Origin of the sequence: Balneola sp. (assembly GCA_002694685.1) — a bacterium.
Lineage (GTDB): Bacteria > Bacteroidota > Rhodothermia > Balneolales > Balneolaceae > Gracilimonas.
In genome coordinates this window covers 122108-144523 of record NZMW01000010.1, presented here as the reverse complement: position 1 = coordinate 144523, position 22416 = coordinate 122108, and the positions used below count along the sequence as shown (strand labels likewise).

21 protein-coding genes and 1 tRNA gene are annotated in these 22416 nt (G+C 40.2%); 11 read left to right on the top strand and 11 right to left on the bottom strand.

Annotation, left to right across the window (positions count from 1 at the left end):
* Nucleotides 1-91 precede the first annotated feature (91 nt).
* Entirely contained in the window at nucleotides 92-1183 is a 1092-nt protein-coding gene (locus tag CL667_10225; GenBank protein MAL18077.1) for a hypothetical protein, read from the top strand.
* A gap of 93 nt (nucleotides 1184-1276) precedes the next feature.
* On the opposite strand, the gene CL667_10220 is transcribed toward CL667_10225, so the two are convergent.
* The 5 genes from CL667_10220 to CL667_10200 form a co-directional block, all read right to left on the bottom strand.
* On the bottom strand, nucleotides 1277-1696 hold the full coding sequence (locus CL667_10220) for a hypothetical protein (GenBank protein MAL18076.1): 420 nt from the start codon (nucleotides 1694-1696) through the stop codon (nucleotides 1277-1279).
* A gap of 11 nt (nucleotides 1697-1707) precedes the next feature.
* Nucleotides 1708-2883: a hypothetical protein gene (locus CL667_10215; protein MAL18075.1), complete on the bottom strand. Its 1176-nt coding sequence runs from the start codon at nucleotides 2881-2883 to the stop codon at nucleotides 1708-1710.
* A 347-nt stretch (nucleotides 2884-3230) separates the two neighbouring features.
* Nucleotides 3231-3443 (bottom strand): transcriptional regulator, encoded by a 213-nt coding sequence (locus CL667_10210; protein ID MAL18074.1) that lies wholly within the window; start codon nucleotides 3441-3443, stop codon nucleotides 3231-3233.
* A gap of 1 nt (nucleotide 3444) precedes the next feature.
* Entirely contained in the window at nucleotides 3445-3891 is a 447-nt protein-coding gene (locus tag CL667_10205) for a hypothetical protein (protein MAL18073.1), read from the bottom strand.
* Nucleotides 3892-3965: 74 nt separating this feature from the next.
* Nucleotides 3966-4187: a hypothetical protein gene (locus CL667_10200; protein MAL18072.1), complete on the bottom strand. Its 222-nt coding sequence runs from the start codon at nucleotides 4185-4187 to the stop codon at nucleotides 3966-3968.
* Between the two features lie 88 nt (nucleotides 4188-4275).
* Here CL667_10200 and CL667_10195 point away from each other — a divergent pair, with 88 nt between their 5' ends.
* Nucleotides 4276-6012: a carbon starvation protein A gene (locus CL667_10195; protein MAL18071.1), complete on the top strand. Its 1737-nt coding sequence runs from the start codon at nucleotides 4276-4278 to the stop codon at nucleotides 6010-6012.
* Here the strand turns inward: CL667_10195 and CL667_10190 are convergent.
* Nucleotides 6009-7706 (bottom strand): potassium transporter TrkA, encoded by a 1698-nt coding sequence (locus CL667_10190; GenBank protein MAL18070.1) that lies wholly within the window; start codon nucleotides 7704-7706, stop codon nucleotides 6009-6011. The genes CL667_10195 and CL667_10190 overlap by 4 nt on opposite strands.
* Before the next feature lie 199 nt (nucleotides 7707-7905).
* On the opposite strand from CL667_10190, the gene CL667_10185 reads away from it, so the two are divergent.
* The 4 genes from CL667_10185 to CL667_10170 all read left to right on the top strand — a co-directional run bounded on the left by CL667_10185 (nucleotide 7906) and on the right by CL667_10170 (nucleotide 11543).
* Complete coding sequence (locus tag CL667_10185; GenBank protein MAL18069.1) at nucleotides 7906-8499, top strand: 2OG-Fe(II) oxygenase; 594 nt, start codon at nucleotides 7906-7908, stop codon at nucleotides 8497-8499.
* A 143-nt stretch (nucleotides 8500-8642) separates the two neighbouring features.
* Nucleotides 8643-9320, top strand: a complete 678-nt coding sequence (locus CL667_10180) for a DNA-binding response regulator (GenBank protein ID MAL18068.1) — start codon at nucleotides 8643-8645, stop codon at nucleotides 9318-9320.
* Entirely contained in the window at nucleotides 9317-10402 is a 1086-nt protein-coding gene (locus tag CL667_10175) for a hypothetical protein (GenBank protein ID MAL18067.1), read from the top strand. The genes CL667_10180 and CL667_10175 overlap by 4 nt, the downstream gene beginning before the upstream one ends.
* A gap of 55 nt (nucleotides 10403-10457) precedes the next feature.
* A complete protein-coding gene (locus CL667_10170) occupies nucleotides 10458-11543 on the top strand; it encodes a mannose-1-phosphate guanylyltransferase (GenBank protein ID MAL18066.1) in 1086 nt (361 codons plus the stop codon).
* On the opposite strand, the gene CL667_10165 is transcribed toward CL667_10170, so the two are convergent.
* Genes CL667_10165 through CL667_10155 form a run of 3 tightly spaced genes read right to left on the bottom strand, consistent with a single transcriptional unit; the run spans nucleotide 11540 to nucleotide 13325 of the window.
* On the bottom strand, nucleotides 11540-12304 hold the full coding sequence (locus tag CL667_10165) for an MBL fold metallo-hydrolase (GenBank protein ID MAL18065.1): 765 nt from the start codon (nucleotides 12302-12304) through the stop codon (nucleotides 11540-11542). The two genes, CL667_10170 and CL667_10165, sit on opposite strands and share 4 nt — an antisense overlap.
* Nucleotides 12301-12600, bottom strand: coding sequence for a hypothetical protein (locus CL667_10160; GenBank protein MAL18064.1), 300 nt, complete (start codon nucleotides 12598-12600; stop codon nucleotides 12301-12303). Before CL667_10160 ends, CL667_10165 begins: the two co-directional genes overlap by 4 nt.
* On the bottom strand, nucleotides 12597-13325 hold the full coding sequence (locus tag CL667_10155; protein ID MAL18063.1) for a hypothetical protein: 729 nt from the start codon (nucleotides 13323-13325) through the stop codon (nucleotides 12597-12599). The genes CL667_10160 and CL667_10155 overlap by 4 nt, the downstream gene beginning before the upstream one ends.
* A gap of 62 nt (nucleotides 13326-13387) precedes the next feature.
* Between CL667_10155 and CL667_10150 the strand changes: the two genes are divergently transcribed.
* From CL667_10150 to CL667_10130, 5 genes are all read left to right on the top strand, one after another.
* Nucleotides 13388-13936: a glutathione peroxidase gene (locus tag CL667_10150; protein MAL18062.1), complete on the top strand. Its 549-nt coding sequence runs from the start codon at nucleotides 13388-13390 to the stop codon at nucleotides 13934-13936.
* 138 nt (nucleotides 13937-14074) lie between these two features.
* Nucleotides 14075-14151 (top strand) — tRNA-Asp (locus tag CL667_10145).
* A gap of 200 nt (nucleotides 14152-14351) precedes the next feature.
* Nucleotides 14352-16238 (top strand): tRNA uridine-5-carboxymethylaminomethyl(34) synthesis enzyme MnmG, encoded by a 1887-nt coding sequence (locus CL667_10140; GenBank protein ID MAL18061.1) that lies wholly within the window; start codon nucleotides 14352-14354, stop codon nucleotides 16236-16238.
* 2 nt (nucleotides 16239-16240) lie between these two features.
* On the top strand, nucleotides 16241-16891 hold the full coding sequence (locus CL667_10135; GenBank protein ID MAL18060.1) for a hypothetical protein: 651 nt from the start codon (nucleotides 16241-16243) through the stop codon (nucleotides 16889-16891).
* A 3-nt stretch (nucleotides 16892-16894) separates the two neighbouring features.
* Entirely contained in the window at nucleotides 16895-17833 is a 939-nt protein-coding gene (locus CL667_10130; protein MAL18059.1) for a transcriptional regulator, read from the top strand.
* Between the two features lie 89 nt (nucleotides 17834-17922).
* On the opposite strand, the gene CL667_10125 is transcribed toward CL667_10130, so the two are convergent.
* Both CL667_10125 and gyrB read right to left on the bottom strand, forming a co-directional pair.
* Complete coding sequence (locus CL667_10125; protein MAL18058.1) at nucleotides 17923-20403, bottom strand: DNA gyrase subunit A; 2481 nt, start codon at nucleotides 20401-20403, stop codon at nucleotides 17923-17925.
* Nucleotides 20404-20448: 45 nt separating this feature from the next.
* On the bottom strand, nucleotides 20449-22386 hold the full coding sequence (gene gyrB, locus CL667_10120) for a DNA topoisomerase (ATP-hydrolyzing) subunit B (protein ID MAL18057.1): 1938 nt from the start codon (nucleotides 22384-22386) through the stop codon (nucleotides 20449-20451).
* Nucleotides 22387-22416 lie beyond the last annotated feature (30 nt).

Below are 22416 nucleotides of genomic sequence, written 5' to 3'. Positions count from 1 at the left end.
CATCATCCGCGTTCCAAAACAATTTCCTGATTAAAAGATCCCACTGTCCTATCTTGATCTTCAATTTTAAATGAAGTCTTAATTTAAATTCATGTTCAACCGGTTTAAGGCTTTTGTACGAGCAAACCAGCGGTATCTTCCGTTGGTCTTTTTTATGGTTGGTTTTGTGTGGGACTCACTTACTCTGGGCCGGATCGACCGCCTGTATGACCGCATTATTTTATGCACTTATCTTACCTCCCTAAGCGTCTGTTTATATCTTTTCAATGTCGTAGAAGATGATCGATGGAAAGGTACTTTTCTTGAGAAGTATGAGGCATATTTCCCGCTGGCTATTCAGTTTTTTCTGGGAGGATTATGCAGTGCGTATGTAATCTATTTCTCCCGAAGTGTTTCCTTTTCAAAAACGGCTTCATTCTTTGTAATCCTGGTGATTTTATTATTTGCGAATGAGCTGCTGAAGAAAAGAATATCCAACAAGTACCTGCAGTTTGGAGCCTACTTCTTTGTGAACTTTACCTTCTTCACGTTCTTTGTTCCGCTTATCGTTAAGCATATGAATTCCTTTATATTTTTGGTTTCCGGAGGAATTAGCTTAGCCACGACGCTTGGCCTCATTGTCTATATCTTTAACGAAAGTCCTTCAACCCAAAAAGAAGTACACCTTGGGAAACTTACCGGGTTAATTTTTGGGATCTACTTGTTGATCAACAGCTTCTATTTTCTAAACCTTATTCCGCCTGTTCCTCTTGCGCTTGATGAAGGACTTGTTGCCCACAGCATAGATAAACAGGATAACAAGTATTTAGTTACTTATGAGCGTGAACCATGGTATAAATTTTGGACTGATAACCGACATCAGTTTGAGTATAAACCGGGAGATAATATTTACATTTTCACCTCAATTTTTGCTCCTTCTGAATTTGAGAAGGATGTTCTACACCGCTGGAAATGGCATAGTCCTTATACCAATGAGTGGGAAGTAATTGATGAAATAGGATTTGAAATTACCGGTGGAAGAGATAAAGGTTTTCGTGGTTATACATACAAGAATAAAATGATGGAAGGGGAATGGGAGGTGGATGTGATCACCAAAGAAGGCTTGGTTTTAGGTATTATCGACTTTAGGGTAAAAATAGATTCAACTGCTAAACCCTATAGGTTGAAAGAGCAGATTTTTTAAAACGAGTTGATATAAAAAAAGCCGATTATATGCATAACCGGCTTTTTTGTTAATCAGTAATTACTGGACTGATTTAGAACATTGATTACGTTCTTATTTAACAGTCAGAACTTTAACTCCGCTTACATCAGTAGCATCTGAAACATACCCAACCGCTCCCGGATAGGCAGAAACGAAAGCAACCACATCAGCATCACTTTTTCTTTCCAACGGAGGAGTTGCAGATCCAGAGAAAGAAGCTTCCTGCCAGTAACTTCGGATAGCTCCAATACTTTGGCCGTGTACATCTAGAGTAAATGCCGCACGGGTTGTAGAGCGGGTTCCTAAATCAACGGGTGTAGCAGAAGTACCATCTTTCCAGCTTGTTTGCTTTTTAAGGAAGATATCAGACAGATCTTTTTTTGAAATGCTCTCAGTAGAGTTAGCGCTATTTACGATAACCTTGTATGTCTGAGCATTAACTTGTGTTGCCGCAGCAACTGTAAATATTATGAGAAATAATAGATTTTTCATGGTTCGAGTAATTAGAATGAGTAGATAAGGGCAGCAACTAAGCCATTGATATTACCACTGTCATGGTCATATCGCACGTACTCAAGTTTAACCGTTTGTGTAAAGCTGGGTTTGTAATTTACCCCTGCTGAGTATCTTTTATATTTAGCATCAGAAGTATGTTGAAACTCATATCGGACGTATGGTGTAATTTTATCGATACGGTGGCTTGCCTGAATGAACCTTCCTTCCAATTCAACTTCGGATTCCGGCGAAAGTACGGTTGGATTTCCTGATCCCGTAAAATCATATGCAATATTATCTAACTGAATATCTCCGGTCCAGTATTCAGCGTTAATTTTGGTATTTCCATAGCTTAGTTGTGCATTATAACCCCATGTTGGTCGTTTAATGCCAGTTGGTGATGTTAGGTTCATCGCAGGAGATCCTGCACCTAAAGCATTTTCAGGAAGGCTTATCGCAATAGGCATTGTTTCTTTTTTAGGATTAAAGAAACCAGCACCAACTTCTACATAGTCTTCAAAAGCAACGCTTATTTTTCCTCCAACTCCTACATTGTAAGAACCGTTATATGAGTCACCAATAGTAAATTGGGAGTTAATTTGGGTTTTATAGTAAGGCACTTCCTGACCGAAGAAACCAATTGCTCCGGAGGGTTTCCATGTTGAGTTGGTATAACCACCAGCAAAAACATCATATTTTACTTTAAAAGTATTACCAATAGTACCGTTAACAGAAACACCATCTATATTTAAAGGGAAGTTTTCGTTGTTAGTAATAATAATTGGTAGAGTAGCACTAGTGTTAACAGGTGCGTAGTAATAGGTATTCATTGGACTTAATGGAGTAAGGAAACGTCCTGTTTTAAACTTCAGAGCATCTGATATTTTAAGCTCTCCAAATACTTCATTCAGCATAAGATCAAAATCATATCCGGGTCGGTAAACGAATACACTTTTAATGGTAAAATCTGAAGTAGGTCGGTAGGTAACCAATATTCCTGATTCAGCAATAGAGGCACCATAATTAATACCAAAATCATCAATATCATCGAAATAGTTAAACTCGGTAGAAATATAACCAGTGATATTAGTCGTAGGCTCCCAGAATGTCTGAGAATAGGTGTTTTCCAATCCCATAACGAGAACTAGGAAAACGGTCGTAATAAAAAGTTTAATTTTAAGCATGACGGTAAATTTGTTTCTTTTAAGCTGTTACTGAGTTATCAACATCAATAGCAGAATCGGTTTTTTGAGCACTTTGCCCAACGTATGAGTTACATTATCGGCTCTTGATGAAATTTCTTTAGGAAGGAGAGGATTACTAAAGCTTAAAAATGAATACAAAAGTCAGCCTTTTGCTAAGGCAAAAGTTAATAGACGATTAACCCTTTAGATATCTTTAAAAGAAGTGAAGGGATTCTGAAGAAATGAATTTTCTAAAAGTAATCCACAATTGATTTTTTTTGGAAAGGAGAGCCTTTTCGGGGTAAATGATTTAAAAAAATGATAATGAAAAGAAGAAGTATCCAACTCTAAGGTTTATACCTAAACACTTCTTCCAGTGGCTTTTCAAAAACGGCTGCAATTTTAAATGCGAGCTCTAAGGAAGGAGCATATTTAGCAGCTTCAATGGCATTAATGGTTTGTCGGGTTACGCCTACTTTATCGGCCAATTCTGCCTGAGTCATTTCACCGGCCAAAAACCGGAGCTTTCGAATGTTATTTGTGATTTGTCCGTCTTCCATATCAATAGCTCTTTCGGTAATGATAAATCATAGTTAAGCGTTTAATAATACTTGCGCTAAATAAGACAAGGAAAAGGGCATGGAAAATCATTTTAGGTTGTCCAAATAAAAGATATTCACTTCCGCTTTTACCGAGTAAATTGGAGAGAAGTATCTGAAATAGAATGGCAACGATCATAAAAGTTAAAAAACGATATGCGTAGCGGTGACCAACAGCTTCAATTTTTTCGTCACGCTCATCTTTATTAACCCGGTTTTTACTTTCAGTGAAATCGATAATCAGCTCAACGATTATGGCGATCCAAAAAACATTAAAGAATATTTTGGTGAAGCGGGCTGAATAATCAGGAAGGACTTCAGGCCATCCGAAAACAAACATCACATAAAAAAAGACTAAGGAAAATGAGAAACTGATGGAAGTCCAGGATAAAATTTCTTGCTTTGACATAATAAGTAATTTAGTTGAGTGTCAAATGTTCTTTACGCGATGTAAAAAATATGTTACACTAGAAATTAAAAATTTTATCGGTGCTGACGGATAATAGGTTTTAGAACGTCATCCAGTCCGTTGGTCTTAATTTCAAACATCGTTGCCAAATACTGTCCAAGCTTTCCACTGGGCCATCCCTGGCGTGAAAACCATTCCAGATAATGAACGGGAAGCTGAGTGATATACCGATCCTTATACTGTCCAAAAGGCATCCGGGCTTGTACTAATTTTATAAGAAAAGTTCGATCATACATGAGTTTTAGACTATTTGCATCACAAATCGAAAAATAGTAATTAAAGCGCAATCTGTTGGAGTAAACTCAAAACAAATCAGGATAATTTATGCAAGCAAGTTGGGTGGCCGCCGCATCATTAATACTCTTCTTTATTGGGTATAGATACTATTCAAAATTCCTTGCTGAAAAGATTTACAAGCTAAATCCTGATTTTATGACTCCGGCTCATAAGTACAATGATGAGGTGGACTTTGTGCCAACGAACAAATGGGTACTGTTAGGGCATCACTTTACCTCTATTGCAGGTGCAGCACCCATTGTCGGGCCCGCCATAGCTGTTTACTGGGGTTGGGTTCCTGCGATGCTTTGGGTCGTCTTAGGGACGATTTTTGCAGCCGGGGTCCATGATTTTGGAACCATGGTTCTATCCGTAAGAAATAAAGGACAATCGGTTGGCACACTGGCTGATAAACTGATAGGGTCTCGTGCAAAACTGCTTTTTCTCTTCATTATCCTGATTTTAGTGCTGATGGTAAATGCTGTTTTTGCGTGGGTGATTTCTAACCTCTTTATAACCTTCCCGGCGACAGTTCTTTCTATCTTTATTCAAATTCCACTAGCCATTTGGATTGGGTATAGATCTTTTAAGAAAACCGGAGGAATGATTATTCCAACACTACTGGTCCTTTTTGTGATGTATTTCACAGCCATTATTGCCAGTTATGTTCCAATTCTTCAGATCGATCTTGTTCAATATTTTGGAGGGGCTGAAAGTATAGTTCTGTTTGGATTAAGCGGAATTGAAATGGCATTCTTCATCTGGATTTTGGTTTTGATGATCTATGTCTATTTCGCATCGACGCTTCCGGTTTGGCTTTTACTGCAGCCCAGAGACTTAATAAATGCCTACCAGTTGGTTTTAGGTTTGGGAATTTTATATCTGGGACTTTTTATAAGCAGTCCCGAAATAACTGCCCCGGCAACCAATCCTGAAACATCAGATGTAAGCTGGTTTCCCTTACTGTTTATAACCATTGCCTGTGGAGCTATTTCAGGTTTTCATGGATTGGTTTCTTCAGGAACAACTGCTAAGCAGTTAGATAAAGAAACGGACGCTCGGTTTGTTGGATATTTGGGAGCTATCGGAGAAGGCTCGCTCGCTTTAATAACCATCGTGGCAATTGTTACTTATTTCAATAGCACGGGGGAATTTATGGATGTCTATCATTCCTTTTCTGAAGCCGGAGCTGTGGGACTAAATATTTTTGTAGAAGGAGCTGCTCAGCTTACAACGGCGTTGTTGATTCCTCTGGAAGTAGCCAAAACCATTATTGCTGTGATCGTAATTAGCTTTGCAGCAACGACTCTGGACACATCGGTACGGCTTATGCGATACATTATTAACGAGCTGGGGGAAGAATATAAAATTAAGCCTTTAACTAAACTCCATACCTCAACAGTGATTGCGGTGGGAGCAAGTGCCGCCTTGGTTTTACTTCCTGAAGGACCTCGCGGATTGGGCTCTGGTGGTTATTTGCTATGGCCATTGTTTGGTACTTCAAATCAGTTGCTGGCGGGAATAAGTTTACTACTGGTTACCATCTGGCTGAAGAAGAAAGGAAGAAGTATAATTTATACAGTTGTCCCCATGATCTTTCTTTTGATTATGACTCTTTGGGCTATGACCAAACAAGTGCTCTTTGATTGGTCGGGCTATGGCGAAACAGAAGGGAATATGCTCCTCTTTATTTTTGGGGCAATTATTCTGGGCTTCACAATATGGATTATTTTAGAAGCTATAGTTTTGGCCCGAAAGTTATCCGCTGAAGATAACGAGGATTAGTCCCCGGCTTTTTTATAAAAGTTGATGAATTTATCCTCATCCTTTGATTCACCGATCAGTATAATTTCACTGTCGCTTGGGATGGGGTCATTTGGATTAGGATTTATAACCTGCATCCCATCTTTTTGATAAGCAATGACGTTGCATCCAGTTTTGTTTCTGATGTCACATTCTATCAAAGATTTGCCCTGAATTTTAGAAGGCGTTTTAAGACTGAATACATTAAGTCCTTCCGCTATCATTACGATGTCATTTTCTTCATAAATATTGAAGATGGCATTGGCGCCCATAGAAGCATAAGACATTACAAAATCAGCTCCGGCACGGTGAAGAGTATTCACATTTCTCTCTAGTGTAGATCTGGAAATGATGTGAATATTTGGACGAAGGCTTCTGCAATAGATGGTTAGATAAATATTAACATCATCTAGGTGAGTGGTGATAATTACACTGGGAGCTTGTTCGATACCCGCTTTTTTAAGCGTTTTTAGATCAGCAGCATCACCGTGAATATAGGTTTCGGGATCAAGAATTCGATCCGGGTTTTTATCAACGATTTTATATTTGATGTTTCTTTGTTCGAGGTTTCGAGCAGCGGCTCTTCCTACCCGTCCTGCGCCAATTATGACGACCGGTTCGTCACTTACGCTATAAATTCCAAAAAGCTCATTATAAAGACGAAGCTGATCAATGGTTCCTGCTAAAACCAATACGCTATGTTCTTTGATTTCAAGATCAGGGTGAGAGCCTTCAAAAGTTCCGCGCTCCCAAACCCCAACCACGTTGATTCCTAAATCTTCACGAAGTCGACTTTCTTTCAGCGTTTTACCAACCAGCGGAGTCATAAAAGTGGTGGCTTCAGCGATCACTAATTCCCCAAAACGTCCCACGGTATGTACCCGGGCATCTTGGCCTAAGGTTCTTCTAGATAAAGCTCTTCCAAGAATTTCACCCATATGGAGCACATGGTTGCTTCCTGCTAATTTCAGGATGTCTATGGAATCAAATGAATTTGCTATAGAGATGATCTGGACATCATCACTGAGCTCTCTGATGGTGTGAGCAACATTGGTATTAAACATATCCGTGCCACCAGCAACCACAAGGGATGCATTTTGCACACACATTTTTCGGTAAGTTTCGGGGTCATCAGCTTCACCGAGCATAACACGATAACCCTGGTCGTATAAGTCCAGGGCCTCCTGAAGCTCACCAACTAAAAGCACATATTCATGGTCATACTGATCTAGCTTTTCAATAAGTGCCTTGGTGATGGCGTCAAAGCTGGTAATAATAATATGGTCTTTTGTTCCTTTTGGGAGTTCCCGAGGAGCTCGGGCGCGGTGCTGAGCCTCCATCCATGGAGCGTAGAAAAATTCAATAAAAGTAAAAGGAAGCATAATCAGCAGCGAAATCACACCAGAGACTAAAACAAGTATGGAAAATGCTCTCCCTAAATCAGAAGTAAAAGTGATATCACCAAAACCCAGAGTCGTCATGGTGGTAAGCGTCCAGTAGAAGCCGGTCATCCAGGAATGTTTCTGGCCCTCCATTTCCATGATTTCATGAAAAATAACACCATAAGCAGCAATCATAAGTATCAGAATGAGCAAAAACCTGATAAGTCGCTTTATATTGGTTTTGGTGTTCCGGTTAGAAACAAAATAGCTGATCTGCGAGGTGAAAAATTTCATAAGGTAATATTAGGCATAGCTATGTGAAAAGAAAGAGAAGTTATTACGAGGAACATAAAATATAATTTCAACCAACAAACACCGATTATTCTTTTCTATTTAAAAAGCCCGTATCATTGATTTCTATTCTTTAACGGAAACAAAGCCACTCTCATTTCCAAAAGCTATGAATTACACCGAAGAAACCTGGATTAACTGGATGGACCAGTTAGCCGAAAATGATTATGTAGTTGTAGACGACTTTATTTCTGATGAACTATACAACCACATTATGAAATTCTTTTCCGATGTTGAGAATAGTGACAAGCTTAAGAAAGCAGGAATTGGAGCACAACAAGACTTTCAGCTTAAAGCTGAGGTTAGGGGAGATTTCATTTATTGGCTTGAAGAAGAACGAGATACAGAACTATCCCCCTTTTTCGAACTTAAAAATGAGCTCATTTATAACCTCAAACGATTTTGCTACCTAAGCCTTTCCGGATCAGAGTTTCACATCGCTAAATACCCTGTTGGAACCCATTATCACCGGCATTTAGATCAGTTTAATGAGCGCACAAATCGCCAAATCACGGTATTGATTTATCTGAATAAAAATTGGCAAAAGGGTGATGGAGGAGAGCTTGTGATCTATAAAGATGAGCAAGAGATCATAATAGAACCCCTTGGAAAAAGACTGCTTTTAATTAAAAGCGATACCATAGAGCATGAAGTATTAACCACCAATATTCAGCGTTACAGTTTAACGGGGTGGCTGTTACGCCAACCGGCAAGTGTTGGTTATTTGTTAGGGTAGCTTTTTCCAAAAAAGTAAAAAGACTATTCTGCTTATTTTAAACAAGGATTTGCATAACAATTTCTTAATGCCTATTCATTTTCTATTAATATGGGACATTAGTACCATTGTTTATCTGAAATCCTTCACAAAACCCATCAACCGTGGCTAAAAATACCATACTTGTAGTAGATGATGAAAAAGATCTGCTCGATCTGATTGAATACAATCTCAAAAAAGAAGGCTTTGCCGTTTTGAAAGCCGAGAATGGCGAGGAGGGGATAGAAATTGCCAAGGAGCATAAACCGGATTTAGTACTGATGGACATTATGATGCCAAAGATGGATGGCATGGAAGCAGTTGAAACCATGCGGGCCGATGATGAGCTTAAATCTACCCCCATAATATTTCTTACCGCACGAAGTGACGAAAAAACAGAGGTCGAGGGTTTAGATAAAGGTGGAGACGATTATATCACCAAGCCCATTAGTACGACAAAGCTTATTTCCAGAATTAAAGCCGTTATGCGAAGGTTTGATGAAACGGAAGAAGAGGTGAACCGGCTTGATGTTCATGACCTCTCTATCGATAAAGACCGCTACATCGTCACAAAAGGAGAAGAAGAGTTTCAGTTGCCGAGAAAGGAATTTGAGCTGTTGTTCTATTTAGCCAGCCGAAGAGGTAAAGTAAGAGATCGCCAAACGCTATTGAACAAGGTTTGGGGTGATAATGTTTATGTGGTAGATCGCACTGTAGATGTACATGTGAGAAAGATCCGGGAAAAACTGGGAGACCATTACATTGAAACTGTAAAAGGAGTGGGCTACAGATTTAAAGAATGAGTAAATCTAAAAAGAAAAAACAACGAGGTGTTTTTAGGTTTGGCTTTCGGGTAGCTATATATGTTTCTATATGCACCTCGGTCATTTTATTTCTCCTGTTGCTTCTCGGTTTTGGGTTTGTTGCTAAAGAGGCTGGAACAATTTCGGTATTATTTGCAGGCATCGTTCTTGTTGTGACCTATGCGATTACATATTACATCACCAATAAGCGCATTGATACTATAAACCAGCTATTCAAAAATATGGCGCGCAAAAGGTTTGTGGAATATGAAAATGTGACTACCCCTTATCACGATGAGGTGGACTATTTGATAAAACAGGGGGTAAAATCAAGCCGTACAATAGAGAGAGAAATACAGCGATTAAATCGAATAGAGAATTATAGGAAAGAGTTTATTGGAGATATTTCTCATGAACTGAAAACTCCAATTTTTGCTATCCAGGGTTTCATAGAAACATTACTGAACGGGGCATTGGAAGATGAGGAGGTTAACAGGGACTTCCTTAAAAAGGCCATGAGAAATGTTAATAGGCTTATCTATTTGACTAAAGATTTGATGGAGATTTCGAAACTTGAAACCGGTGAGCTGAAGTCTGAAATCGAAGATGTTTATTTATATGAAGTGCTTCATGATATTATTGAAAGCCTGAATTACAAAGCCGAAAAAGAAAATATCGAACTAACGATTCATGATTTTGATAAAAACATCAGGGTTAAAGCAGACAAGAATCAGGTTAAACAGGTTTTAATTAACCTGATAGAAAATGGAATAAAGTATAATATGCCGAATGGCAAAGTTGAGGTGAACGTATTTACTAAGCCAAAACAGCCGGAACGAGTTTTTGTCTCTGTTAAAGATACAGGCATGGGAATCGATGAAAAGGATATTCCTCGTGTAACAGAGCGGTTCTTCCGTGTAGATAAGTCTCGGTCAAGAGAGCGTGGCGGAACCGGACTTGGTCTTGCTATAGTAAAACACATTATGGAAGCTCATGGAGAAAAGTTTAGCATAGAGAGTGAACCCAATGTAGGCTCTACATTCACCATTAGCTTACGCCGGTCAGATCCGGTTCGAGTTTAATCTTTTTAGTTGTACCTTTTCCATCCTCTAACAACAAACAAAAAAGATATTTTAGATGGTGTACGCAGTAATTATGGCGGGTGGATCAGGAACTCGTTTTTGGCCGAAAAGCACAAAGAAGCTTCCTAAACAATTTTTAAGACTCGTCGGTGAAGAAACGATGATTCAAAATACCGCCCGGCGAATTGAATCAATGATACCACAGGAAAGGATATTGGTAGTTACTAACAATAGCTATGTGGATATTGTGAAAGAGCAGCTTCCAGAGGTGCCGGAACATAATATTGTCGGAGAGCCGGTCGCTAAAAACACGGCTCCGTGTGTAGCAATTGCAGCACAGATGTTATATAAAAAAGATCCCGAAGCGGTTATGGTTGTGCTTCCTGCCGATCATCATATTACTGAACCAGAAGCCTTCAAAAAATATTTAAAAGCGGCTGTTGAAAAAGCGAAACAAGGTGAGAATCTGCTTACCATAGGGATTAACCCTGACAGGCCGGAAACAGGATATGGATATATTCATGGGGATAATACCGTATCAGAAGAACTCAATAAAAAAGAAATTCACCCTGTAAAAGCGTTTAAAGAAAAGCCGGATCTTGAAACTGCAAAAGCATTTTTAGCCTCCGGTGATTACTTCTGGAACAGCGGAATGTTTATCTGGTCTGCAAAAACGGTATTAGCAGAGTTTGAAAAACATTTACCTGATATGTTTGGACATGTTAGCGCCACAAAAGACAGCTTATTTAACCAAGGTCATGATGAGGCAATTAATGAGTTTTACCATGCCTGTGAATCCGTATCAATTGATTATGGGATTATGGAGCACGCAACAAATGTATATGTAGTGCCGGGAGAATTTGGCTGGAATGATGTTGGGAGCTGGACGGCTGCTTATGATCTTGGTGATAAAGATGCTAATCAAAATGTAGTTAACGCAGAGACGGCTACTTTCAGCGAGGCAAAGAAGAATTACATCTATACTGAGTCTGGAAAGATGGTTTCAGTAGTAGGTGTTGATGGTGTTGCCGTTGTTGAGACTGACGACGCAATTCTTGTTTGTAAACTTGATAAAGCACAAAATGTAAAAGACATCGTAAATCAGCTTAAAGAAAAAGAAGAGTTTAAAAAGTTTCTTTAATCTGGAATCTCTATAGAGAGTTGGTCATATGCCAGATTGATGTGTTCAGGTAACCGCTTATTGGTTGGTTCATGATCAACATAACTGTTCATGTGAATAAGGTAAGCTTCAGGTATGTCTAACTCCTCAAGGACTTCTACAGCTTCAGGAATGGTAAGATGAGTTGGGTGTTGGGGCTCCCACCGCAACGCGCTTAGGGCGATTACTTTAGATCCTTTTATTTTCTGAAGGGTTTCTTCAGGGATATGCTTTACGTCTGTCAGGTAAGAAAAGTCGTTTACCCTGAATCCAAGAATATCAAGAGAGCCATGCTTTACGGGTAGGGGTGTAATGTCCACACCATCTAATACAAAGGGGGCAGAAACTTCTTTTAAATCAAGTGAAGTTGATCCGGGATACTTATCATCACCAAACATATAATCAAAACGCTTTTCTATAGATCGTATGCACTGTGCTGAGGAATAAGAAGGAATGGGGGCATCGTTTATGTAGGAATAAACACGAAGATCATCGATCCCTGATATATGGTCCATGTGTTCGTGAGTGATAAGAAAGTGATCAACTTTTTTAATTCTTGCCCGAATGCTTTGAATTCTAAACTCAGGTCCGGCATCAATTAAAATAGACTTCCCGTTTACCTGAATCCAAACTGAGCACCGAGTCCGCTCGTTTCTAGGGTCGTGGGCTAGTTTCTCGCGCCTGAATCCCCCCGCTACCGGAACGCCCATTGATGTGCCTGTTCCTAAAAAAGTTATTTTCATTCTAACTCAAAGTCCTCAGATGTTTCTTCGGGAGTTACAGCAAGTTGGTCCCAAAGGTCATCCAGTTTTTTTCTCACAGCCGGCTTAATGTAAACTCCTGTTAGATCGATTTGGCCAAGTACTCGCCCCATTGTTCCAAGCTGAGACTCTACAGGTTTATTCTTATTCACCATCACGAGCTTTTGTCCCTCTATAATACACTCGTTACCTCTAAAAGAACCCCGCTCTTTGCGAAGGGTATAGCCTGCTTGTTCTAGTATTTGTTCAAGCTCGAGAAGGAATTTTTCAGGTTTCACAAAGAGATGCCTAAGGTTATTGCATGACCGGATAGATCATAATCGTATTCTTGCCCGTCAATATTATAAGAATCAAAAATGTAATCGTATCCAATACTTATGTTTTTACTAAAAATGAGGTTATAAAAATCTATACGGGCTTTTCCTTTCATTGAAAATACATTACCTCCAATTAAACCTCCACTTGCTGTACTGAACCCAACACTTGGAATAAACTTCGTTGTTATCCCAAACTTCTCAGGGGTGATAAAACGGACAATTGCACCCGCGCCTGCGCTGAGATTGGTTTGTGAAAATTCATCGCTAATAGCATCACTCCTCACACTGGTAAGCTTGGTGCCTAGTTGGATGGGTACGCCTGCTCCAAAGTTCGGTCTTCTTATGAAATAAAATGGATTTGTAAACTCAAGACTTAGGTCAAAATACTTTCTGTCATCGAGCCCGCTAAAGTCGCCCCCCATACTCACTCCCAAATTAAACCCCCCTTGTTCGAAAGCAAGGTGTGCGGTGGTTCCGCTAAAGGCTAGGGATGATCCGTTCGATAGCGCTGAAGGATCGCCGGTGAAGCTAAAGTCGATCGGAAGAACACCAACACGAAGGAAGGGGGCAAAAGGGTTCGCTCTTCTCTCGGCTTCATTCCCAACAGAAAACATTTGTGCAGTTGCCCAGATAGGAATCAGACAAAGAGCAGTAAGCAGCGAAAATTTAATTAGAGCTTTATTCATTGGGAATGATTTTATTGATTGAAATAGTTTAAAGACTAACGATCGAAGAAAAAAATATTTCAATGAAAATTTTTATAACACTTCTAATGATGTTTGCAATGGCTTCAGGCAATGGTACCGTTGAAACAGCTTTTTATAACTTCAACGTTCAAAACATAGATGGCGAAGAAGTTTCGCTGAGCGAGTATAAAGGCAAAGTTGTCCTGGTAGTAAACGTGGCTTCTAAATGTGGATATACTCCTCAATATGAAGGCCTACAAAATATTTATGAAGCTCATAAGGATGATGGCTTGATAATCCTTGGGTTCCCAGCGAATAACTTTAATGGTCAGGAGCCAGGAAGCGATGAAGAGATTAAGCAGTTCTGTACCCTTGAGTATGGAGTTGACTTCCCAATGTTCTCTAAAGTATCAGTTAAAGGGGAAGATCAGGCTGAGCTGTTTAAGTACCTGACTTCTCAATCAAATCCTGATTTTGAAGGAGAGATAAAATGGAATTTCGAGAAATTTTTAATTGATAAAAATGGTTCTCTACAAAGAAGGTTTAGAAGTGGAGTTAAGCCAGAGAGTGAAGAACTGCTGAGCGCTCTGGAAAAAGAATTAGCGAAATAAGAAAAAGTTTTTTTCCATTACCATCCCGATAAGAGGGTCACGATTGAGTTCGTGATCCTCATTTTTTTGAAATGAAGTTTTTTAAGAAAGAGCTTGACTTCCAATCGATATGGTTGGTATATTTGATGCTCTCAAAAAGGTCCGGTAGTTCAGTTGGTTAGAACGCCTGCCTGTCACGCAGGAGGTCGAGGGTTCGAGTCCCTTCCGGATCGCAAATTAAAGCTTCCATTTTATGGAAGCTTTTTTTGTTTGGGGCAACTTCACCTATAGTTGTCTTTAACGAAAACATTGGTTAGCTGCATTATAATTATAGGTGTTCAGTTTTGTCAAATAGTGCAGAGAAAAAACAATTTCTTATCTTAGAGAGAAGTAACTGATTTTTTAAGTAAGTTAAATCATTAAAAAACAGAGAGTAATGTCCGTTTTAGATCCTCAATATGATGTTATTGTAGTTGGTGGAGGCCACGCAGGAAGTGAAGCCGCGGGGGCTGCAGCTCAGGTTGGAGCAAAAACACTTTTAATTACAATGAATCTTGAAGCTATAGCCAAAATGTCTTGTAACCCGGCCATGGGAGGTGTTGCTAAAGGACAACTAGTTAGAGAAATTGATGCTTTAGGGGGGCTTTCCGGTATTGTAAGTGATGAGTCCGGAGTCCAGTTCAGGATGCTTAATAAAAGCAAAGGTCCAGCGATGTGGAGCCCACGATGCCAAAGCGACCGAATGTTGTATGCTCAAAAGATGAGGGAAAAGCTTGAGCAGAAAGAGAACCTATTCTTCAGGCAAGACAACGTTGTTGACCTTATCTCTGAAGATGGCAATAAAGTGAAAGGAGTTGTTACTCAAACGGGGCAAAAGTTTTATGCAAAAGCTGTGATTCTGACTAGCGGGACTTTTCTCAACGGGCTTATACATATCGGTGAATCTAATTACGGCGGAGGTCGCTCCGGAGAGAGAGCTTCTGTTGGTATCTCTGCTTCTCTTGAAGAGTTGGGTTTCGAAGTTGGCCGTCTTAAAACAGGAACCCCGCCAAGAGTAGATGGGAGAACGGTGGACTATTCTCAATTAGAAGAACAATATGGAGATGATGAGCCAACTGCATTTTCTTTTTTAACCGACAAACTTCCTTCTTTGGAAGAGCAGATGTCTTGTTGGATTGGATACACAAATACTGAAGTACACGAAGTCTTAAAAACGGGTTTCGACAGAAGTCCGATGTTTAATGGAAGAATTAAATCTATAGGCCCAAGGTACTGCCCAAGTATAGAGGACAAGATTAACAGATTCGCAGACAAAGATCAGCACCAGCTGTTTCTCGAGCCTGAGGGATGGAATACTTATGAGATGTATTTAAATGGTTTTTCAACCTCTCTTCCAGAAGATGTTCAGTATAAAGCACTAAGAAGTATCCCTGGTTTTGAAGAAGTAATTATGATTCGTCCCGGGTATGCTATCGAGTATGATTATTTTCCACCGCACCAAATTAAGCGCTCTTTGGAAACAAAGATCGTATCAGGGCTTTTCTTTGCCGGTCAAATCAACGGGACCACTGGTTATGAAGAAGCAGCCTGTCAGGGTTTGATGGCTGGAATAAACGCAGGCCTTTCCGCACAGGGCAAAGAGCCTCTTATCTTACAAAGATCCGAAGCTTACATAGGGGTTCTCATTGACGATCTTATTAATAAAGGGACAGAAGAACCATATAGAATGTTCACCTCCCGAGCAGAACATCGCATACTGCTTCGCCAGGATAATGCCGATTTAAGACTTACAGAAATAGGTCATAAGATAGGGCTTGCTTCAGATGAGCGGCTAGAAAAAGTCCGCATTAAGCAAGAGGCCATTGATAAACTTGATGATTTAATTAAGGATTATACTGTTCGACCAGAGAAAACCGACCCGCTTTTAGAGAGTAAAGATAGTTCGACAATGAGTCAGCCGATGAAGGCGGTTAAGATTCTATTGCGCCCCGAGATTTCTTTACAAGAGATGATGGAATATGATGGAGAGCTAGCTAATCGAATAGATGAAATCAGTCAGGACGAAAAGGTTCTTGAGCAAGTTGAGATTCAAATTAAGTATGCCGGCTATATAGAAAAAGAATTCGAGATGGTGAGGGAGATGGAGAAACAGGAGAATATGAACATCCCAGAACAAGTCGAATACTCTAACATCAAGAGCTTATCAACAGAGGGTGCGCAGAAGCTATCGAAAATAAAGCCCGAAACAATTGGACAGGCCAGCAGGATTAGCGGCGTATCGGCCAGCGACCTCTCTGTACTGATGGTTTACCTCAAAAACTAAAGGTGTTTCACGTGAAACATGAAATTATTCGCGAGGAATTTAAACCCGAGCACGTCGCGGGGGTTCATGCTTTGTGGCAGGCGAATAAGCAAAACCTTAGCGAGTACATTGACCGGTTAATGTGGTGGAACAAAAGAGTGAACCTTATAAGCCGGGATGTTTCACGTGAAACAATAACACATCATGTAGAGCATTCACTTGTGGTGACCCAGTCTAAGTTGTTCAAGGAAAGCAAGTTGATTATAGACTCGGGTACCGGTGGGGGGCTACCGGGTATCCCTCTGGCAATTACTTATCCTTCAAAGCATATAATGCTAAATGATATTGTTTCCAAGAAAGTTATGGCTTGTAAGCATATGGCTACAGGGATAGGGTTGAGCAACATTAGCTCTAGCACGGTTTCAATTAAAAAGGTCGACATCCCGAAAGGAGGGGTGGTAGTGTCAAAGCACGCTTTTAAGGTTAACGATCTTATAGATCTTTTGGGTGAAAAGCCGTGGACTTCGATTGTTCTTTTGAAGGGTGGAGAAGAAGTTGAAGAAGAACTCGAGGGTATTAATGAGCCTCTAAGTATTAAGGTCGTTGATTTGGAGAAGGGGTTTAATCATTCTTTCTATGAAGGAAAGGCGATGGTAGAAATCACAAAACAATAAAAGATGAATAGCTCAGAAAGAAGACTCAAGTTAATGCTTTTACTTCAACAGCCCGGGAAGCGATTAACAGTAGACGAGCTGGCTGAGCGTTTTGATGTAAGCAGGCGAACTATATTCCGAGATTTCAATGCTTTACAAGAAATTAATGTGCCGGTAACCTGGGACCGCTATTCGGGGTATGGTTTAATTGAGGGTTATAAGGTTCCCCCGTTAATGTTTACATCTAAAGAGCTTGCAACCATAATGGTAGGGCTGAATTTTGTGAAGTCTCAAGTTGATCAGGGACTAGTAGAAGACGCAAAAGGAGTTGAGGTCAAAATAAAGAACGTTCTTCCGGATGAACTAAAAACTTTTATGACTTCCCTGGAGGGGCGCACTATTGTAGATCCATTTCTAAAATTTGGAGGCAAGAAAAAGAAAGGGGGAAGTTGGTATTTAATTAGCAGCGCTATAGCTCAGCAAAAAAGAATGCAATTTGAATACACAACAAAGTCAGGAGAAAAAGGGATAAGAAAAATTGACCCGTATATTTTAGTGTTTTACCAGGATCACTGGAATGTCATTGGAAAATCCCACTTGAGAGGAGAAATACGGAATTTTATTCTCGAAGAAGTAAACGATGTGCAAATTTTGGAAGAAAAATACGAGCTAAAGAAAGAATTAGACGTAGAGGGGTTAATTTTTCGTTCTGACGAGAGCTCTCAATCTATAATACTACAAGTCAATGAGGGCGCGTTGAGGCGGTTAGAAGCGAATCTGCCGGCTAAAATAATTAAGAAAAAAGACGGAAATTCTAAAATTATTAAGATAGAGTTTGAATTTGATAATTTGGACTATATCAATGAATGGCTTCTTCAGTTTGGAAATAAAGTGAAAATTGAAAAACCTGAAGCACTGGTTGAAAAAAGAAAAGCTCTTCTGGAAAAAATGTTAGAAGATTAGGGGATAAAATTTTGAGTAATAAAAAAGGGCTTCAATAAATTGAAGCCCTTTTTTTGATATTTATTTAGAGTAAAAACTCAATGAAGAAATTAATCTTCATCGCCTTCTCCTCCTTCGTCGTCATCACCTTCTTCTTCATTGACAACTCTTGTTACGGCTGCAATAGCACCATCAGAGTCGAGGCGCATGATTCGAACACCTTGAGTATTTCGACCCATTGTTCGAATACCTCCACAACTCATTCTAATTACCTTCCCTTTCTCAGTGATGATCATTAAATCATCATGATCGGTAACTTCTTTAAGGGCAATCAGGTCACCGGTCTTAGGAGTTATCTTCAATGTAATAACGCCTTTACCGCCCCTTGATTGTTCTCTGTAATCATCTACAAGAGAGCGTTTACCATAACCGTTTTCTGACATTGCAAGAACAGTTGCTTCATGAGTGTTCTTAATGACAACCATGTCCACAATTTCATCTTTCTTGCCGAGTGTCATACCTTTTACACCGGAAGTGTTTCGGCCCATATCTCGAACGTCACTTTCGTGGAATCGTATAGCTCTACCATTTTTGTTGGCAAGAATGATATTACTTTCACCATCAGTTAGCTCAGCAGCTAATAAGCTGTCGCCTTCCTTAATGTTGATAGCAATGATTCCATCCCTTCTTGGGCGACTATAAGCCTCGAGGGTAGTTTTCTTAACCTGCCCATCTTTTGTGGCCATGATGATAGAGTGTTCGTTAATGTACTCTTCATCTTCAAGGGTTTTGACCGGAACAAAGGCTTTAATGGCATCATCCTTATCTAATTCGATAAGGTTGACAATAGCACGACCTCTTGCGAGTCGACCTCCTTCTGGTATTTCATAAACCTTCAACCAGTAACACATTCCTTTCTCTGTAAAGAATAGAATATAGTTGTGGGTTGTGGCTACGAATAAATGTTCTACATATTCCTCATCGCGGGTTGTGGTGCCTTTCATTCCTTTTCCACCACGGCGCTGTCGGCGATATCCACTTACGGGCATGCGTTTTATAAACCCTTTGTTGGAAATAGTCACAACGACATCTTCATTCGCGATCATGTCTTCGATGTTGAAGTCGTCAGCAGAGTGAACTACCTGAGTTCTTCGCCCATCGCCATATCGTTTTTTTAGATCTGCAAGCTCTTCCTTAATAATAGATGTTTGCTTGTCACGGTTAGATAAGATTTCGCGATAATCAGAAATTTTGTCAATAATCTCTCTGTATTCACCATCAATCTTTTCACGCTCTAAGCCGGTAAGCTTTTGTAAGCGCATGTCCAGGATTGCCTTAGCCTGAATATCTGTAAGGGCAAACTTCTTACGAAGTTCAATGTTAGCTTCTGAAGGATTATTAGATGCCCGAATGGTTTTAATAACTTCATCCAGGTTATCAAGAGCAATTTTAAGACCTTCAAGAATATGCGCCCGAGCTTCCGCTTGATCCAGGTCATACATGGTACGTCGGATGATAATATCAACTCTGTGCTCTACAAAGTGATAAATCAGCTCTTTGAGATCCATTACTTTTGGCCTGCCTTTTACAAGGGCGAGGTTGATAATACCAAAAGTAGTCTGCATCTGGGTGTACTTATATAATTGATTAAGTACAACGCCTGCATTTGCAGATCGCTTCAAAATAATGACAACGCGAATTCCTTCTCTGTCAGACTCATCACGAACCTCTGAGATTTCAGTAATCTTCTCATCATTTACAAGAGAGGCAATTTTCTGAATAAGCGTGCTTTTATTAACCTGATAAGGAATCTCAGTAATAACGATTTGCTCACGATTACCACGAAGCTCTTCAGTATTGGCACGTGCACGGAGCGTTACTTTACCACGACCCGTTTCATAAGCGTTTTTAACACCTTCATATCCATAAATAATACCAGCAGTAGGGAAATCAGGAGCCGTAATGTGTTCCATTAGTGCCTTAATTTCGATATCCGGATTGTCGATATAGGCGGTAACTCCGTCAATGACTTCCGTCATATTATGTGGAGCCATATTAGTCGCCATACCAACAGCGATACCGGAAGCTCCATTTAGCAGGAGATTCGGCAACATACTTGGAAGAACGGTTGGCTCTTCAAGGGTATCATCAAAGTTAGGCTGGTAGTCAACCGTTTCTTTGTTGATGTCAGAAAGAAGTTCTTCTGAAAGGCGATCCATGCGGACTTCAGTATAACGCATAGCAGCCGCGCTATCACCGTCAATGGAGCCAAAGTTTCCCTGACCGTCAACGAGTGGGTAGCGAAGCGAAAAATCCTGAACCATTCGAACAATGGAATCATAAACAGCAGTATCACCGTGAGGGTGGTACTTACCAAGAACCTCACCAACAATACGGGCACTTTTCTTGTAGTTACGATTATGATACATCCCCAGGTCGTTCATTCCGTAAAGTGCACGTCGGTGAACAGGCTTTAAGCCATCTCTAACATCAGGAAGAGCCCTGGATACAATAACCGACATCGAATAATCGATGTAGGAAGACTGCATTTCGTCTTCTATAGTAATAGGTATAATTTTTTCTCTGGCCATAAATCAGGTAGTAAAAAAGGTTAGTCTGTATTCAGATTAATTGGATCAAATATCGATAGTGGCGTACTTAGCATTACGCTCAATGAATTCCCGGCGAGGTTCTACATCACCACCCATTAAGGTGGAAAAAAGTTTATCAGCTCCGGCGGCACTTTCAATCGTTACTTGCTGAAGGGTGCGCGTTTCAGGATCCATCGTAGTTTCCCAAAGTTGTTCAGGGTTCATTTCACCCAGTCCTTTATATCGGGAAACGTCGAATTTCTTACGCGTTTTCTTGAGTTCTTTTACAAGCTTATCGCGAGTGGCATCATCCCAGGCGTATTCAAGATCCTTGCTTGTGGTTATTCTATATAATGGAGGAGTAGCAATGTATATAAATCCATTCTCGATGAGCGGACGCATATATCTGTAGAAAAATGTCAGAAGTAAGGTTCGAATGTGTGAACCATCAACATCAGCATCCGTCATTAATATAATTTTATGATAACGAAGTTTCTCTAATTCGAAATCTTCTTCACCATGGCCAACTCCCGTTCCAAAGGCAGTAATCATAGCCTGGATTTCTTTGTTCTCAAGAATGCGGTTAATCTTGGCTTTCTCAACGTTTAAGATTTTACCCCTCAGAGGAAGAATAGCTTGAAAGCTTCGATTACGACCCATCTTAGCAGAACCACCGGCAGAGTCACCCTCAACCAGGTAAATTTCAGAATGTTCCGGATCTTTGATTGAGCAATCAGCCAGTTTTCCAGGAAGTCCGCCGCCGCTCATAACACTTTTACGCTGAACGAGTTGACGAGCTTTTCTAGCTGCTTCACGAGCTTCGGCTGCAAGCACTACTTTTTGAATGACTTTTTTAGCAGCCTTCGGATTTTGCTCCAGGTATTCATTCAATTGATCATAAACAACAATCTCTGCCGCACTTTGAACTTCGGAGTTCCCAAGTTTGGTTTTGGTCTGACCTTCAAACTGAGGTTCCTGAACCTTAACACTCAATACAGCCGTCATTCCTTCACGAAAATCCTCACCTGAAACAGAAATCTTACTGTTAGATTTAATCAGGTTATTCTTCTCTGCATACGATTTAAGTGATCGAGTTAATGCACGGCGAAAACCGGAAACATGTGTTCCACCCTCGCGTGTATTAATGTTGTTCACATAAGAGTGTACATTTTCTGAGTAAGAGTTGTTGTAAGAAATAGCAATTTCAACGGGCACTTCATCAAGCTCTCCGGTTATATGGATTGGCTTGTCGAGCATGGATTCGCGATGCTCATCAAGGAAATCAACAAAGTCTTTTACTCCACCTTCATAATGGTAAGTTTCGCTTTTGAGCTCTTCGTCCTCTTCCCGCTCATCAACAAGTTCAATGGTAATTTCAGGATTAAGAAAAGCCAGCTCTCTCATGCGCTCAGCAATAATGTTGAACTTAAATTCAACAGTCTGCGTGAAAATAGTTTCGTCAGGAGTGAAAGAGATTTTAGTACCGGTCTCTTTTGTTTTTCCTTTAACAGATAGAGGTACTGTAGTGCCTCCGTGCGCAAACTCCATAACATGGATTTCACCATCACGGTGAATTTCAGCTCTAAAGTGGCTTGAAAGAGCGTTTACACAACTAACGCCCACTCCGTGAAGTCCACCGGAAACTTTATAAGTATCTTTATCAAACTTACCACCAGCGTGTAGCTTGGTAAGCACAACTTCAACAGCGGGAATACCCAGCTTCTCGTGAGTATCAACCGGAATACCGCGACCATTATCTTCAATGGTCATGGAGCCGTCTTCATTAATAGTTACAATGATATGATCGCAATAGCCTGCAAGAGCTTCATCAATGGAGTTGTCGACCACCTCGTTTATTAAGTGGTGAAGGCCGCGCTGACCCGTATCCCCGATATACATTGCAGGGCGCTTCCGTACTGCTTCAAGACCCTCCAAAACCTGTATGTTTGACGCCTTGTAGTCAGAACCTTGTTTTTTTGCCATAAGTATGGTGTGATAGCTTTCTTAGATGAG

Excerpts from the sequence above, each read along its gene's own strand:
- gyrB (MAL18057.1), bottom strand. The coding sequence starts at position 22,386 with ATGGCAAAAAAACAAGGTTCTGACTACAAGGCGTCAAACATACAGGTT.
- CL667_10210 (MAL18074.1), bottom strand. The coding sequence starts at position 3,443 with ATGGAAGACGGACAAATCACAAATAACATTCGAAAGCTCCGGTTTTTG.
- CL667_10225 (MAL18077.1), top strand. The coding sequence starts at position 92 with ATGTTCAACCGGTTTAAGGCTTTTGTACGAGCAAACCAGCGGTATCTT.
- CL667_10150 (MAL18062.1), top strand. The coding sequence starts at position 13,388 with ATGAAAATTTTTATAACACTTCTAATGATGTTTGCAATGGCTTCAGGC.
- CL667_10165 (MAL18065.1), bottom strand. The coding sequence starts at position 12,304 with ATGAAAATAACTTTTTTAGGAACAGGCACATCAATGGGCGTTCCGGTA.
- CL667_10190 (MAL18070.1), bottom strand. The coding sequence starts at position 7,706 with ATGAAATTTTTCACCTCGCAGATCAGCTATTTTGTTTCTAACCGGAAC.
- CL667_10125 (MAL18058.1), bottom strand. The coding sequence starts at position 20,403 with ATGGCCAGAGAAAAAATTATACCTATTACTATAGAAGACGAAATGCAG.
- CL667_10130 (MAL18059.1), top strand. The coding sequence starts at position 16,895 with ATGAATAGCTCAGAAAGAAGACTCAAGTTAATGCTTTTACTTCAACAG.
- CL667_10155 (MAL18063.1), bottom strand. The coding sequence starts at position 13,325 with ATGAATAAAGCTCTAATTAAATTTTCGCTGCTTACTGCTCTTTGTCTG.
- CL667_10205 (MAL18073.1), bottom strand. The coding sequence starts at position 3,891 with ATGTCAAAGCAAGAAATTTTATCCTGGACTTCCATCAGTTTCTCATTT.
- CL667_10220 (MAL18076.1), bottom strand. The coding sequence starts at position 1,696 with ATGAAAAATCTATTATTTCTCATAATATTTACAGTTGCTGCGGCAACA.
- CL667_10140 (MAL18061.1), top strand. The coding sequence starts at position 14,352 with ATGTCCGTTTTAGATCCTCAATATGATGTTATTGTAGTTGGTGGAGGC.
- CL667_10185 (MAL18069.1), top strand. The coding sequence starts at position 7,906 with ATGGACCAGTTAGCCGAAAATGATTATGTAGTTGTAGACGACTTTATT.
- CL667_10170 (MAL18066.1), top strand. The coding sequence starts at position 10,458 with ATGGTGTACGCAGTAATTATGGCGGGTGGATCAGGAACTCGTTTTTGG.
- CL667_10200 (MAL18072.1), bottom strand. The coding sequence starts at position 4,187 with ATGTATGATCGAACTTTTCTTATAAAATTAGTACAAGCCCGGATGCCT.
- CL667_10215 (MAL18075.1), bottom strand. The coding sequence starts at position 2,883 with ATGCTTAAAATTAAACTTTTTATTACGACCGTTTTCCTAGTTCTCGTT.
- CL667_10175 (MAL18067.1), top strand. The coding sequence starts at position 9,317 with ATGAGTAAATCTAAAAAGAAAAAACAACGAGGTGTTTTTAGGTTTGGC.
- CL667_10195 (MAL18071.1), top strand. The coding sequence starts at position 4,276 with ATGCAAGCAAGTTGGGTGGCCGCCGCATCATTAATACTCTTCTTTATT.